14 protein-coding genes are annotated in these 15,101 nt (G+C 63.6%); 3 read left to right on the forward strand and 11 right to left on the reverse strand.

Translation table 11 applies throughout. From position 1 onward, the window contains the following. The first annotated feature begins 9 nt into the window (after positions 1-9). From JQ566_RS31895 to JQ566_RS31905, 3 genes are all read left to right on the forward strand, one after another. Positions 10-1,110: a dihydrolipoamide acetyltransferase family protein gene (locus JQ566_RS31895; RefSeq protein WP_212379784.1), complete on the forward strand. Its 1,101-nt coding sequence runs from the start codon at positions 10-12 to the stop codon at positions 1,108-1,110. A 1,021-nt stretch (positions 1,111-2,131) separates the two neighbouring features. Beyond that, entirely contained in the window at positions 2,132-2,932 is an 801-nt protein-coding gene (locus tag JQ566_RS31900) for a CbbQ/NirQ/NorQ/GpvN family protein (RefSeq protein WP_212379786.1), read from the forward strand. Next, on the forward strand, positions 2,920-5,244 hold the full coding sequence (locus JQ566_RS31905; protein ID WP_212379788.1) for a nitric oxide reductase activation protein NorD: 2,325 nt from the start codon (positions 2,920-2,922) through the stop codon (positions 5,242-5,244). Before JQ566_RS31900 ends, JQ566_RS31905 begins: the two co-directional genes overlap by 13 nt. 93 nt (positions 5,245-5,337) lie before the next feature. Here the strand turns inward: JQ566_RS31905 and JQ566_RS31910 are convergent, their stop codons facing one another. From JQ566_RS31910 to urtB, 11 genes are all read right to left on the reverse strand, one after another. Further along, positions 5,338-6,186, reverse strand: a complete 849-nt coding sequence (locus JQ566_RS31910) for an urease accessory protein UreD (protein WP_212379790.1) — start codon at positions 6,184-6,186, stop codon at positions 5,338-5,340. Beyond that, positions 6,152-6,805, reverse strand: a complete 654-nt coding sequence (gene ureG, locus JQ566_RS31915) for an urease accessory protein UreG (protein WP_212379792.1) — start codon at positions 6,803-6,805, stop codon at positions 6,152-6,154. Before ureG ends, JQ566_RS31910 begins: the two co-directional genes overlap by 35 nt. A gap of 3 nt (positions 6,806-6,808) precedes the next feature. Next, entirely contained in the window at positions 6,809-8,518 is a 1,710-nt protein-coding gene (gene ureC, locus JQ566_RS31920; RefSeq protein WP_212379794.1) for an urease subunit alpha, read from the reverse strand. Positions 8,519-8,539: 21 nt separating this feature from the next. Then, complete coding sequence (locus tag JQ566_RS31925) at positions 8,540-9,235, reverse strand: urease subunit gamma (RefSeq protein WP_212379796.1); 696 nt, start codon at positions 9,233-9,235, stop codon at positions 8,540-8,542. Between the two features lie 12 nt (positions 9,236-9,247). Then, positions 9,248-9,919, reverse strand: coding sequence for an urease accessory protein UreF (locus tag JQ566_RS31930; RefSeq protein ID WP_212379797.1), 672 nt, complete (start codon positions 9,917-9,919; stop codon positions 9,248-9,250). Between the two features lie 3 nt (positions 9,920-9,922). Continuing rightward, the gene (gene ureE, locus JQ566_RS31935; RefSeq protein WP_212379799.1) at positions 9,923-10,456 is read right to left on the reverse strand and encodes an urease accessory protein UreE; all 534 of its coding nucleotides are present in this window, start codon (positions 10,454-10,456) and stop codon (positions 9,923-9,925) included. A 77-nt stretch (positions 10,457-10,533) separates the two neighbouring features. Continuing rightward, complete coding sequence (locus JQ566_RS31940; protein WP_212379801.1) at positions 10,534-11,571, reverse strand: aliphatic amidase; 1,038 nt, start codon at positions 11,569-11,571, stop codon at positions 10,534-10,536. Positions 11,572-11,607: 36 nt separating this feature from the next. Continuing rightward, complete coding sequence (gene urtE, locus JQ566_RS31945; RefSeq protein ID WP_212379803.1) at positions 11,608-12,303, reverse strand: urea ABC transporter ATP-binding subunit UrtE; 696 nt, start codon at positions 12,301-12,303, stop codon at positions 11,608-11,610. Then, positions 12,303-13,046, reverse strand: a complete 744-nt coding sequence (gene urtD, locus JQ566_RS31950; protein WP_212379805.1) for an urea ABC transporter ATP-binding protein UrtD — start codon at positions 13,044-13,046, stop codon at positions 12,303-12,305. The genes urtE and urtD overlap by 1 nt, the downstream gene beginning before the upstream one ends. Before the next feature lie 3 nt (positions 13,047-13,049). Further along, on the reverse strand, positions 13,050-14,198 hold the full coding sequence (gene urtC, locus JQ566_RS31955; protein WP_212379807.1) for an urea ABC transporter permease subunit UrtC: 1,149 nt from the start codon (positions 14,196-14,198) through the stop codon (positions 13,050-13,052). Between the two features lies 1 nt (position 14,199). After that, a complete protein-coding gene (gene urtB / locus JQ566_RS31960; protein WP_212379809.1) occupies positions 14,200-15,093 on the reverse strand; it encodes an urea ABC transporter permease subunit UrtB in 894 nt (297 codons plus the stop codon). Positions 15,094-15,101: the final 8 nt, after the last annotated feature.

A 15,101-nucleotide genomic window follows, 5' to 3' on the forward strand; every position in this document is an offset into this window, starting at 1 on the left:
CTTCGTCCTATGCGCCAGTTCATGCTGCCCGATCTGGGAGAGGGTCTCGAAGAGGCGGAAATCGTCGCCTGGTATGTCAACGAAGGCGATCACGTCGTCACCGATCAGCCGCTTGTTTCCGTCGAAACGGACAAGGCAGTCGTTGAAATACCGTCGCCGTCGTGCGGACGCATTGCGCACGTATTTGGCGCCAAGGGCGACATCGTGAAGGTCGGAACGCCGCTCGTCGAATTTGCCGAAGGCGCCGAGCCGGACACCGGCACAATTGTCGGCGAACTCGGCAGCACTGAACATCCGCTCGCGGCAGGGCCCTCCTCCGAGCGGCCGGCCGGACAGCAGCCTCAGGTGTTTCCGGCTGTGCGCTCACTCGCGCGCAAGCTCGATGTTGATCTTGAGAGCGTCGTGGCCACCGGACCCGGCGGCACCATCACACGGGCCGATGTCGAACGGGCCGCAAAGAGCGTGTCCCAAACCGGCCGCCCCGAGCCCCTGCGAGGCATGCGGCGCGCGATGGCCCAACGCATGATGGCAGCCCACGCGGAAGTCGTCCCCGCTACCGTAACTGATGAAGCCGATATCGACGATTGGCCGACGGGTGAGGACGTGACGATCCGCCTGGTGCGGGCGATCGCCATCGCCTGCAAGGCAGAACCTGCTCTCAATGCCTGGTACAATTCCAGCACGGGAGAACGGCGCCTGATCGCGCGCATCGATTTAGGCATCGCCGTTGACACCGAGGGCGGCCTCATCGTTCCCGTGTTGCGCAATGTCGCTGAGCGCAGCGTCGCGGACTTGCGGGCCGGCCTCGACCGCTTGCGGGACGACTCAATCGCGCGCTCGATACCCCCCGAAGAGCTGCGCGGCGCGACCATTACGCTGTCGAATTTCGGGATGATTGGCGGCCGGTTTGCCAATCTGGTGATCGTCCCGCCGCAGGTGGCCATTATCGGAGCAGGGCGGATTTCGCAGCGGGCAGTCGCTTATCGGGGCCAGCCAGCGGTGAGGCGCATGCTGCCATTGTCGCTCACCTTCGACCATCGCATCGTGACCGGCGGCGAGGCCGCTCGCTTCCTGGTCGCGCTCAAGTCGGAGCTTGAGCTTATGCCGTGAATCACCGTTTGCGCGTGCTCCTGAGACGTGTCTTCTGAGACGTGTCTTCCAGCCCAAGCCTGTCATCGCACAACAGCCTGCAGGAACCCGTGCCCCCTGTCTGCGGGCGCATTGAGGATCCTTCAATGATCCGCCGCCGGCTTGAATTCTCCCATGAGGCCGACCGCCACCACTGTGGATGCGAAATCGTAGAAGATCGTAGTTGGGCGTACAAAATCGCAGGATTGGTAGCGGGGGAGCGCTACCACCTTTCCCCACACCAACCAAACCTGCGATATTTCATCCAATCTTACGCCTGAGGCAGTTTGTGGGTGCTTTACGGGGTTCATCCCGTGAGCTGTACGGGGGAACCGCGCGCTCAATGCGTCATTGTGCCTGCCCATCGCGCAGCTGATTAAGAGTCAGCCATGGGTCAAGGACGATCAATGATTTTTCTGTCGCATTGCTGCGCTCACCCGGCCGAAAATGGGCATTCGCCGCTCTGCCACATTCCCCCAATTGCACTCAGAGATATCGAAAGTACGATACGCGCTGGGTCATTTATTCCAGCGAGTTCAATCGACACTTGAGCACCTGCTGTATGCGCAGGATCGCCCGCTGGCCATGCAGACCGCCGTCGACGTCAAATATTTCACTACTGCTTTGGCGTTGGTGCACGTAGGCATCGCCTCGGCAGCCGTTCCCGTTGCGGACGCATGTTCGCGCCGAACTTCAACGCGCTTCTCATTAAGCTGCGCGCTCCGAAAATCCGCCGCCGTTATTATATCCATCGACGGAGCGGGCTTGCTCTCGACGAGCCGCATACCCGCGTGTGGTGAGCTTGGTAGCAGAACAATCGCAGGACGTGCTTGTCTTGATTGGGGATTTCGGCTCTAATCTCGATTGAAGCGCCTCTTGCGCGCCATCTTGCACGCTCCAGGGCCGCAGCGTGTTCCCAGGCAAAGGCTGCCACACCCTATGCTTGAAGGGCAGCAACGCTTTGAGTTTCAAGGCGTCGCTCCTTCACCCAACGGAGCACCTCATGCCGCTCGATGCGTATCGGATCGACACCGAGCCCTACTACGAGCCTCAGGCTACCGAAATCGACACCTTCACAGCCGCCTATCATGAACGCCTGCCGGTGATGCTGAAGGGACCGACCGGCTGCGGCAAGACCAGGTTCGTCGAACACATGGCGTGGCGGCTCGGTAAGCCGCTGATCACGGTCGCGGCCCATGAGGACATGACCGCTGCTGACCTCGCCGGTCGCTACCTCCTCGAACCATCAGGCACAGTGTGGCATGACGGCCCTCTGACGCAGGCCGTCCGTCACGGCGGCATCTGCTATCTCGACGAAATCGTCGAAGCGCGGCAGGACACCACCGTGGTGATCCATCCGCTGACCGACGCGCGGCGCATCCTGCCGCTGGAGAAGCACAACGAGATCGTACCGGCGCATGCAGACTTCCAGCTCACGATCTCCTACAATCCCGGCTACCAGAGCGCGGTGAAGGACCTCAAGGAGTCCACCAAGCAGCGCTTCATCGCCATCGATTTCGGCTATCCGCCATCGTCCACCGAGAGCACGATCATTGCCCGCGAAAGCGGTGCGGACAATGATCTGGCGACGCTTCTCGTCAGGATCGCCCAGCGCTCGCGCAATTTGCAGGGACATGGCCTCGACGAAGGCGCGTCGACCCGGATGCTGATCCATACGGGCCGCATGGTCCGCGCCGGCCTGACGCTGACGGCTGCTGTTCAGGCCGGAATCGTGCTGCCGATCACGGATAATCCCGACATCCGCGCGGCGCTGACCGACGCCATCGCGGCATGCGTTCCGTGAGCGCCAAGCCATCTGCCACGCTGCAAGTGTTGTTCGAGCCGGAGGGCGACGCGAGGCGGCTGCACCTGATCATGCGGCAGCGCGACGCCTTGCGGCCGTTTTTTCTGGCGACGTGGGAGGCACTCTCCAGGCAATTCGATGCTGCCGAGCTCGAGACCTGGGCCGGCGGAGTGCTCGAACTCGTCAACGTGAATGCTGGCCCTGCCTGCTTGATCGCCTATTGGGAGGCGAGCCGCAACGCCGCCTCGACGCGGGACATTGCACCTCTACTAGGCGCGGCGCAAATCGGCGCCGAAATCTGCCGCCATGCCGGTGCGGCTGCGGCGACCGCATCGTTGAACGCTCTGGCGACCGCGCGCCGCAGCTTTGAAGCTGCGGCGCTATCGCGATGGTGGCGCGCGATGGAGGTGCTGGCGCGGGAGGTGCCAGAGTCCGTGCTACCGGCCGCCGGCCGTATGGGACAAATCCTCTTGCCCGGCACGGTCGAGGCTTTCGAGGATTTCATCGCCGCCGGCCTGCGCTCAGCTGCCGGCAATCGCAGCCGCCGTCTTGCCTTCTTCTCCCTGCAGGATGACTTGGCGCGCCGCATGATCGCGCGCGATTCTGGCGGCGTCGGCTTCCCCAATGTCGAAGCCGAGGTGAAGGCCTTCGCCACCGCGTTGTGGGGCGAGTTGCCGTTGCTGCGCGGCATGGCTAGCGACAGCTTGGACAAGCCGCAACGCCGCAGCACGATTTCCGGCCCGATCATCCGACTGCCGGAAACCTATCGCGGCGTGCAGGGCGATGCCGCCCGCGCCCTGTTTCGCGCCGCCACCGCACATGCGCAGGCGCATCTGGTGCTGGGACGTGCCCGGTTTCCGATCGGGACGCTGAAGCCGCTGCAGGTCGCCCTGGTCAACCTGATCGAGGATGCGCGTGTCGAGACACTGGCAATGCGCGCCTTGCCCGGACTGCGCCGGCTGTGGGCGCCCTACCATGTCGCCGCGCCCAGCGGCGTAGCGACCGCGACGGTGCTGCTGGCGCGGCTGGCGCGTGCGCTGTTCGATCCGGACCATGTCGACGATGACGGGTTCGTCGCCAAAGGGCGCGCGCTGTTCGCAGCCGCTCTGCCGCGCATCGAGGATTCCGCGATCAGCCGCGAGATCGGCACGTTACTCGGCAACGACCTCGGCCAGATGCGGGTGCAGTTCAACGCCAGGACCTATGTGGTCGAACCGGTGTATCGCGACGATGGACTGGGACTGTGGGATTTCGGCGAAGACGCGCAGCCCCCGGACGGCGTGCTCGACCTGTTCATCGATGCCGTGCGCGTGGACTCACAGGAGCGTGCTGACGGCAGCAGCCAGCAGACCGAGCCTGGCAACACCGAGGCCGGGATCGGCCGCGGTCGCCCTGTCGCGCCCGATGACCGCGGCACGGTCATCGGGCGCTATCCGGAATGGGACCGTGTCCACGGCATCGAACGGCCCGACTGGACCGTCGTACGCGAGGTCGCGGCCAAAACCGCCGATCCGCATACGATCGACGAGGCGCTCGACCGCGCTGGTGCCGTGCGCAACCGCGTCGCGCGCCTGGTGCGGGGCCTCCGTATCGGCCGCACCGTGCGCTTGAAGCGGCAGCATGACGGGCACGATCTCGATGTCGATGCGATGCTGGACGCCGGCATCGCCTTACGCAGCGGCCGGGAGCCTGACCCTCGTGTGTTCCGCTCATCAAAATCGGTGCATCGCGATCTCTCCGCGCTGATTCTAATCGATACTTCGCACTCGACATCCGACCGGCTCCTATCGGGCTCAACCGTTCTCGATGTCGAACGCCTCGCCGTTGCGATCTTCTCCGAAGCCATGGATCAGCTGGGCGATCCCTTCGGCCTGCACGCCTTCGCCTCCAACGGCCGCGAGGACATTCGAATGACCGTCATCAAGGGCTTCGATGAGGCTTACGACCGGCATTGCCGGGCCCGGCTGGCAGGGCTCAGCTCCGGCCTGTCGACCCGGCTCGGCACGGCACTGCGCCACGCCGGCAACGTGATGGGGACCACCTCGACCAGCCGAAAGCTTCTGATCGTGCTCACCGATGGTGAGCCGTCCGACATCGACGTGCCCGATCCGCTCGATCTCGTCGAAGATGCCAGACGCGCAGCGGTCGATCTCCATAGTCGCGGCATCGACGCCTATGGCGTCGTGCTCGGCACAGCCGGCATCGCCTCCGCCCCGCGCATCTTCGGACGCGGCAACACCATGCTGGTGCCCCGGGTCGAGAACCTGCCGGCACGGCTGTCGGAGCTCTACTTCCGTCTGGCGCGGCGCTGAGACCAGCTCCCGTCAGTTTCGGATTTCATCGCCCCGGAACGACTGGGACTCCGATATCCCGGAGATCGCCGAACCGAAAAATAGGAACAGGCATCACTTCCTGCGACGGGCCAGGGGGGCATCGAGCGCAGCATGGGCTGCGACATGGAACGACGCGTCGAGTGCGCGTGCCAGGATACCGCCATCCGGGGCAAGAATACGCGATACGAGGCCTGCGCCGTTCGGCGCCAACGAACATCCCGCCAGCGCACCACAGCGGCTGGAGGCCTGCTCCATGTCGGCCAACGCCGGAAATCGGTCCGGCGGCGCAATCAGCACGAAGTTTGCGACAGCGGCCATCTGGCCCAGTGCCCCGTTCCGCATCCCGTCGCCGTCGATCGCGCCGATGTCCTTCATCAGCAACCTGCCGCCCGGCCGTGATACACTCAGCCGGCTCTCGAAGCCCGCAAACGGTCGCTCCTTCGCTTCGGGATCGTGGACTGCAAAGCCATCGGCGAGACACAGCACTGCATCCTCAGCAACCACGGCATCCGTCTCCAAGCTGAGATCGGCGCCGGGAAACAGCACGTAGGGATCGCTGGTCAAAGCGCAGAACGCGCCCTCTTCCACCGTTACAGCTTGTCGCTGGACCGCGCCCCTCGCGCGGCCGTCATGCACGACGGTCGCGGCCTGGGTCGTCATGTGAAACGCGGCCAGCGCACCAATATGCACATCCAGCTTGATGCGGTCGCCGGCATACAGGCCGCCCGAGGCGGATTGCAGATAGAGCGTGAGCAGATCGGGCCTGACTGTATCGAGATAGAACCCGCGGGTGATATGCAGGGGATAGCCGATCTGCTGACGGCGCAAGACGCTGCGACCGCCGGCGCGATCGACGACCAACGCGCCATCGAGCGAGCGTCCGGTCTCAGATTCGGAACAGGACTGCAGCAGAGATCGCATCGACGACCGCCTCCACACCGACGCCGCTCTTCAAATTGGTCGGTATCACCGGCTTCGTGCCCCGCACCTGCCGCGCATCCGCCAGCATGCGATCGAGATCGACGCCGACATGGGGCGCGAGATCGACCTTGTTGACGACAAGCAGGTCACAACGCAGCAGGCCGGGCCCCTTTTTGCGCGGAATGTCGTCGCCGCCGGCGACGTCGATCACGAAGATCCACCAGTCGACCAGATCGAGCGAGAAGGTCGAGGCGAGATTGTCACCGCCAGATTCGAACAGGATCAACTCCAATCCCGCGAAGCGGGCCTCGAGCTCGTCCCCCGCCGCAATGTTCAGTGTGGGATCTTCCCGGATCACGGTGTGCGGGCAGGCGCCAGCCTCGACCGCCGAAACGCGGGCAGGATCGATCAGTCCGGAGCGCCGCAACCGCTCGGCGTCTTCCTTGGTGACGAGATCGTTGGTGACGATGGCAAAGTCGATGTTGCGCCTCTGAAGCACCGGGATCAGCGCCTCGATCAGCGCCGTCTTGCCGGAGCCGACCGGGCCGCCAATTCCGACCCGCGCCGCACTGGCGCCGCCGCGGGCCTCGTTGTCAGACACACGCAGGGCATGAAACATGGCTCATCTCAACATGTAGCGGCGGGCCAGCGGCAGTTCACGGGCCGGCTCGCAAGTTGCCAGCACACCATCGACGAACACATCGAAGGTCTCCGGATCGACGGTGATGTGCGGACATGCGTCGTTCCACAGCATGTCTCGCTTGCTCAGCTTGCGTGTGCCTTGCACCGGCAGCAGCTTCTTCGCCAGCCCCAGCTCGCCGCCCAGGTCGCGCGCCAGTGCCAGCGGATGGACGAAGCAGGCCGACAGCGTCGACGCGGCCCTGCCGAACGCGCCCCATTGCGGTCGCATCAGTATCGGTTCGCACGTCATCAGCGATGCCGCGCTGTCGCCCATCGCGCCCCAGGCGATAAAGCCCCCCTTGATGACGAGCTCCGGCTTGATGCCGAAGAAGGCCGGCCGCCACACCACGATGTCGGCGATCTTGCCAGGCTCAAGCGATCCGACCTGGTCGGCGATGCCGAACGTCCTGGCGGCATTGATGGTGTATTTGGCGATGTAGCGCTTGATACGCGCATTGTCGCCAAGGCCCGGCTCGTCCTCCGGCAACGCGCCGCGCTGGTCCTTCATCTTGGAGGCAAGCTGCCAGGTCCGGCAGATCACTTCATGGATACGACCCATGCCCTGGCTATCGGAGCCCAGCATCGAGATCGCGCCAATGTCGTGCAGCACGTCCTCGGCCGCGATGGTCTGGGCACGAATACGGCTTTCCGCAAAGGCGACGTCCTCGGGAATCGCCGGATTGAGGTGGTGGCACACCATCGTCATATCGAGATGTTCGTCGAAGGTGTTGACAGTGTAAGGATTGGTCGGATTGGTCGAGGATGGCAGGCAATGCATCTCGCCGGCGACGCGGATGATGTCGGGCGCATGACCGCCGCCGGCACCCTCGGTGTGGTACATGTGAATGGTGCGGCCACCGATCGCCTCCAGCGTATTTTCGACGAAGCCGGATTCATTCAGCGTGTCGGTGTGGATCTGAACCTGGAAATCGTAGTCATCGGCGACCTTGAGGCAGGTGTCGATCGCCGCCGGCATCGAACCCCAATCCTCGTGCAGCTTCAGCCCCATGACCCCGGTCTCGAGCTGCTCGACCATCGGCGCCGCGCGATGGGCATTGCCACGGCCGAGAAAACCGAAATTCATCGGCCAGGCCTCCGCGGCCTGCAGCATCTTGCCGGTGTTGAACGGTCCGCCGGAATCGATGCCGACGGTGATCGGTCCGAGCGAGCCGCCGATCATCGTGGTGATCCCGCTCGCGATCGCATGCTCCACGAGGCCCGCGCTGTCGAAATGCACGTGCACGTCGATGGCGCCGGGGGTTGCGATCAGCCCCTCGCAATCCCGCACCGTGGTACCGGTGGAGACGATCAGGTTCGGATCGACGCCGTCCATGATGGCTGGATTTCCGGCTTTGCCGAAGCCCACGATGCGGCCATGGCGGATGCCGAGGTCGCCCTTGACGATCCCCAGCACGGGATCGATCACCAGCACGTTGCAGAGCAGGAAATCGAGCGCGCCCTCGGAGCTGGTGATCCCGGCCATGCCGATGCCGTCGCGCAGGGTCTTGCCGCCGCCATGCAGGCATTCGTCACCATAGACCGCATGGTCGTGTTCGACCACGGCATGCAGCGAGGTGTCACCGAGCCTGACGGCATCGCCCGTGGTCGGGCCGTAGAGGGCGGCGTAGTCACGCCGGTCGATCATCGCCACGCAGCAGTCTCCTTGCAGATTTCAGGCGCCCTTGAAGCCGCGCGCACGGGCTCGCACCAGCGCCGCCCCTTGAACAGCGGGATCGGACGCCGCACCTTCGGTGAGATTGTTAAGTCCGGTCAGATGCTGGTCGCCGCCGAACTCGACCAGATTGACCTCCTTCGAGGCACCCGGCTCGAACCGCACCGCCGTGCCGGCCGGAATGTCGAGCCGCATGTTGATGGCGCTGGCGCGATCGAATTCCAGCGCCTTGTTGACCTCGAAGAAATGAAAATGCGAACCGATTTGGATCGGACGATCGCCGGTGTTGACTGCCGTCAAGGTCAGTGTACGTCGCCCCGCATTGAGCGCGATCTGGCCGTCCTGCGCCAACACGGCCCCCGGACGTTCGGTGTCGGCCTCCGTGCCCGGGGCGGGCCGGATCGGCTCGTGCACCGTGACGAGCTTGGTACCGTCGGGGAAGACACATTCCACCTGGATGATGTCCATCATCGCGGCGATGCCGGGCAGGACGTCCGCAGACGACAGGACGGTCGAGCCATAGCCGATCAAGTCGGCGACGGAACGGCCGTCACGCGCGCCCTCCAGGATCTCGTCGGTGATGAACGCGACGGCTTCCGGATAGTTCAGCTTCAGTCCGCGGGCGCGGCGGCGGCGCGCCAGCTCGGCGGCATTGAAGATGGTCAGGCGCTCCAGTTCGGTTGGCGTCAGCAGCATTCGACATCACCCTCAATTGGCGAACAGCCGCAGATCGGCCTGGGCGTGCCGTGCCGCGGCAATATCGAGGAAAGGCACGAAACTGGACAGTTCGACGTCATCCGGTACCTCCTGAGCAGCGAGTCGCTCGATCAGCGGCAGGCATCGCTGCAGCACGGCCTGCCCTTGCAGCGCGCCCATGGCACCCAGCCTGATCGCGGCAGTGATCACACCGGACGCCGCCGCATAGCCTGAGCAGAGTTGCGCCAGCGCCTCGTCCAGCCCGAGCTCCGACCACACCGCGCCCTGCATCACAGCGATATGTCCCAGACAATTCCCCGCCTGCACGTCATCGCGTAGTGCGATTGCCAGTGGCTGCCCCAGCCTTGCGTGCGAAGCAAGAAAGGCCCCCCCATTGCGGCGCGAGCCCGTGCGCAACGTCTCAATCAGCGTGGAGGCCTCGACCTCGCGATCGACCGCTGCGATGGCTTCCAGATCGTCCCCCGCACGATACGACCACAGCAATGCGACCCTGTCGTAGCAGGCCCAGCGCTGCTTCAACATCGTGGCGACCAATGCCTCGAAGTCGCCCAAAGTCATATCGCGGCGAAGCGCGAGAGCACCCTCGATCCCATAGGAAAACGCAAAGGCCCCGCTCGGAAACGCGCCGTCCGCTTGCCAGATCGCCTGCAAAACCCGGAGCATGGCTCAATGATCGTGATGATGGTGATGGCCACCGCGGGCGCCGCCAGGCTGGGGCGGCTCAACGGCCTCGACCGCCTCCGCAGTATCTTCATCGAGTATCGTGACACCGACCCGGCGGGCGCTGATCAGGTTTTCCAGGCGCGCGGTGTAGTCTTCCGGCCGGCCTTCCAGCGCGACCAGCAGCACCTCGCCGCCAAACCGCACCCGCCAGTGTAGATTGCCCACGTGGTAGCCGAGCTCCACGGCGTCGGCGATCGAGCGCGGCTCCAATCGCAACCAGCGTTCGGTTGCGGCGCGGACCACGATCGCACGGTCGGACTCCAGCAGCAGCACGGCGCCGTCGAAAAGCTTTTCATGACGAGGCAAGGCGATGGCCAACTCTTCACCGCCGCGCGTGGTGATCAAGAGACGCCGCCGCGCCAGGTCGGTCGCCGGCACATTGGCGATATCGACCGCTCCCTCATGCTCAAGACGGTGAAGCGCCTCGGACAAAGCGGGCTCGACCTGGCTCCCCAGCACGCGTTCGATGCGCAGCATCGCAGATACCTCGCGAATTTCATGATCAGGCAGGATGGGCGGCGGACCTAAATCCGCCGCCACCAACGATATGCGTCCTAGCGGTGCGCCACCTTCTTGTTCGGGATGCCCTCGATCGGACATTCCTCGGTTCCCACCGTGGTGCGCGTGAAGGACTCGACCATCTCCCGCGTGCCTTCCGGATCGGCGATCCACTTGGCGTAGAAATCATATGGGCAGGCCGCAACGCCGCGATCACCCTCGCCGGAATTGATCATCCCCGTGTAACCGCGATGCACCAGCTTGAAGAGATGGTTCTGCGACTGGCCGTTTTTGCGGGCATCGCGGATCAGCGACTTCGACAGCTGGGCATAGTTGACGCCGTACTCTTCCTCGCCGCATTCGCCGAGCGTCCGGCCGTCGAACCCAATGATCGCGGAATGGCCGAAATACGAATAGACGCCATCGAAGCCCGTGGCGTTGGCGACCGCAACATAGACATTGTTCGCCCAGGCCATCGCCTTGGCCATGATGACCTGCTGGTCCTTGGCCGGATACATATAGCCCTGGCACCGCACGATCAGCTCGGAGCCCTTCATCGCGCAATCGCGCCAGATCTCGGGATAGTTGCCGTCGTCGCAAATGATCAACGAGATCTTCAGCCCCTTCGGGCCCTCGGAGACATAGGTACAGTTGCCGGGATACCAGCCCTCGATCGGCACCCAGGGCATGATCTTGCGATATTTCTGGACGATCTCACCCTTGTCGTTCATCAGGATCAGGGTGTTGTACGGCGCCTTGTTCGGATGCTCCTCGTGGCGCTCGCCGGTGAGCGAGAACACGCCCCATACCTTGGCCTTGCGGCAGGCCTCGGCGAAAATCTCGGTTTCATCGCCTGGGATCACCGAGGCGGTCTCATACATCTCCTTGGAATCGTACATGATGCCGTGGGTGGAGTATTCCGGAAAGATCACAAGATCCATGCCGGGCAGACCGGTCTTCATGCCGACGACCATGTCGGCGATCTTGCGGGCGTTGTCGAGCACCTCCGCCTTGGTGTGAAGGCGCGGCATCTTGTAGTTCACGACGGCGACGCCGACCGTGTCATTGCTTGACGTGATATCACCGTGCAGCATCTTGCTCTCCTCTAAGAAGTTTCTTGCAGCTTCAGCTCACACCGCCATATGACGATGAACCATCTCGTCGGTCAGTCCGGAAATCGCCCCGGACACGACCACGCGTCCCTTCTCCATCATGGCGAAGCGATGCGCAGCGCGACGCGCGAACGAGACGTTCTGCTCGACCAGGATCACGGTGAGGCCCACCTCCCGATTAAGGCGGATGATGATCTTCTCGATCTCCTCGACGATCGACGGCTGGATGCCTTCGTTCGGCTCATCGAGCAGGATCACCTTGGGATCGGCGGCAAGCGCACGAGCGATCGCGAGCTGCTGCTGCTGCCCGCCCGAAAGCACGCCGCCGTTGCGGGTCAGATTGTTCATCAAATAGGGAAACAGCTCGGCGACCAGTTCCGGGATCTCGCGTTTGCCGTCATGCCGGGCGAACGAGCCCATCAGGATGTTCTCGCGGATCGTGAAATCCGGAATGATCTCGCGCCCCTGTGGTACATAGGCGATGCCGGCCCGCGCCCGCAGGAAAGTCGGCTCCTTGCCGATCTCACGCTCGTTCAGCCTGATCTGCCCCTCGATCCGGTCGGTCAAGCCCATCAGCGTCTTCAGCAGCGTGGTCTTTCCGGTGCCGTTACGTCCGAGCACCGCAGTGACCTCGCCGTCAGGCACCTCCAGGCAGACGTCGTGCAGGATGTGGCTGCGATCGTAGAAACTATCGACATGCGAGAACGCCAGCATCAGGATATCCCCTTCGAGCCGAGGTAGGCTTCCTTCACTTTCGGATTCGTCTCGATATCCGTAACGCTGCCCTCAGCGAGAACCTGGCCCAGATGCAGCACGGTGATGCGCTCCGCGATCTCGCGCACAAAGGCCATGTCGTGCTCGACTACGATGATGGTGTGGCGGCCCCGGAGGTTGTTGACGATCAAGGAGGTCTTGTGCGTCTCCGCCTGGGTCATGCCGGCGGTCGGCTCGTCCAGCAGAATGATCTTCGGATCCTGCGTGATCAAAAGGCCGAGCTCCAGCCATTGGGTCTGGCCGTGGCTCAGATAGGCCGCGACGCGGTTGGCTTCGTCGGCCAGCCCGATCAGTTCCAGCACCTCGTCGACCTTGGCCTTGGCCGGAAAGCCGAAGCCGAGATTGGCGAATACGCCGGGATTCCTGCAGCTCGCCACTTCGAGGTTGCGGCGGACCGTGAGCTCCTTGAACACGCTCGGAATCTGGAACTTGCGGCCGATGCCGGCGCGCGCGATCCGATGCTCTTCCCAATTGGTGATGTTGGTATCATGCAGGAAGACACGGCCTTCGGTCGACTTGGTCTTGCCCGAGATCAGATCCATCAGCGTGGTCTTGCCGGCGCCGTTAGCACCGAGCAGAACACGCAACTCGCCCTCCTCGATGATCAAAGACACGCCGTTGACGGCCTTGAAGCCCCCGAAGTCGACGCCAAGCCCGTCGATGGTCAATGCTGCCTGCGCCATAGGTTACTCCGCGAGCTGTGAGGTGGCATCGCGGACACGCAGCACGGGCGACGCGCCCCGCGTCTTGCGCGCGACCACGCGATCGATCAGGTCGTGAGCAAGCCCTGCAATGCCGCGTGGCAGATAGAGCACGACCAGCACGAAGATCAGTCCGATGACGGCTTTCCAGGCCTCTGCAAACCCCTCGACTTCGCTGACGGTTGCCGAAATCATGTTGATCGCAATTGCGCCGATGCATGCGCCGAGGATCGAGGCGCGGCCGCCGACCGCTGCCCACACCACCATGGCGATCGAAAAGCTCAGATCCATGAAGGTCGGCGATGCGAATTCCGAAACGATGACATAGAGCATGCCGGCGAAGCCCGCGATGACCGCCGAGACCGCGAAGAAAAAGGTCTGGTAGGCCGGCACGTCGAAGCCGAGATAGCGGGCGCGGTTCTCGTCGTTGCGAACCGCCTGCAGGATCACGCCGGCGCGGGTGTCGATCAGCAGTCGCGCCGCGAGCAGCACCACGCTCAGTGAACCCGCGATCAGGTAGTAGGTCGGCACGATATAGGGATCGAACTCGAAGTCGCCGATCTTGAACCAGCCCAGATCGGTCAGGCCGTTGAAGCCGTTCGTGAACGGCTGGGCATCGATCATCACCAGCCGGACCAGCAGCACCAGCGCCAGCATGATGATGGAAACGAACACGCCGGAGATTCGCTTGCGGAAGACGATGAGGCCGACCACCACCGCCATCAGGACCGGCAGGATCAGGCCCATGGCGAAGCCGAACCATTGGCTCTGAAATGGCAGCCACAGGAACGAGGCCTTGGTGATGCAGCAAAGCTCGGTCTTGGCCCCCGGCTCGGCGTTCCACAGCATGAAATCCGGCACCGGCTTGGCGGAGCCCTGCTGCAGGCTGGTGGCGCTGGCCAGCTTCAACGACATCGCCAGCATGTAGGCTCCAGCGCCGAAGAACAGTCCCTGGCCGAGATTGAGGATGCCCGCATAGCCCCACGACAACGCGACTGCGATACCGAGCATGCCGAACACCAGATATTTGGCGATGCGATTCAGCCAGAACGAGTCCATCGCCAGCGGCACCAGCATGATCAGGATCACGAAGCCGGCGTAGATCGCCCAGTCGATACGGCGCTGCGACGACATCTCAGCGTCCCCTAAGGGCGAACAGGCCCTTCGGCTTGAGAATGATGATCGCGATCACCACACCGAACACGACCGCGCGTGCCAGGATGTCGTTGGTCCCAGCGGCAACCACACCGTTGATTTCTCCGAGAATCCCGGCCGACAGCACCGATCCGAGCAGACTCCCGACGCCGCCCATCACGACGACCATGAAGCCGTCGACCACCATCGGCGTGCCCATATCCGGGAACACCGTCTTGAAGCCGGACATCATCACGCCGGCGACGCCGGCAAGGCCCGAGCCGAACGCGAAGGTCAGCGCGTTGACGCGATCGACATCGATGCCGCAGGCCGCGGCCATCTTCGGATTGCGGATGATGGCGCGGACCTGGGTGCCTGCGACGGTGCGGTAGAGCAGGAACCACGTGGCGAGCGCAAGAACCGCTGTGACGAGGATGATAAAGGTCCGGTAGCGATTGATATCGGCACCGGCAATATGAAGGGTTCCCTGCAATATTCCGGGTACATCGACATTCTGCAGGCCGGGGCCAAGTCCCTGGATGTGAATGCCGAAGAACGAGAGCCCGAACTCCAGCCGCACGGCCTGCTGGATCAGGATCGCGACGCCCCAGGTCGCCAGCAGGGTGTCGAGCAGCCGACCGTACAGTTTACGTACCACGATGCGCTCGATCAAAAGCCCGAGCAGCGCCGTCACGATAAAGGCGAGCGGGATTGCGACGAAGATGTTCGTCCCGAGCCAAAGGCCCGACAGCACCGTCACATAGGCGCCGACCATGACCATCTCGCCATGCGCCATGTTGATGACGCCCATGGCGCCATAAGTGATCGCAAGGCCGAGGGCGACCAGGAGGAGGATCGAACCCAGGCTGAGACCGATGAACAGAACTTCGAGCATGGCAACAC

The sequence above is a fragment of the Bradyrhizobium sp. SZCCT0231 genome (assembly GCF_018130245.1).
In the GTDB taxonomy this organism is placed as follows: Bacteria; Pseudomonadota; Alphaproteobacteria; order Rhizobiales; family Xanthobacteraceae; genus Bradyrhizobium; species Bradyrhizobium japonicum_F.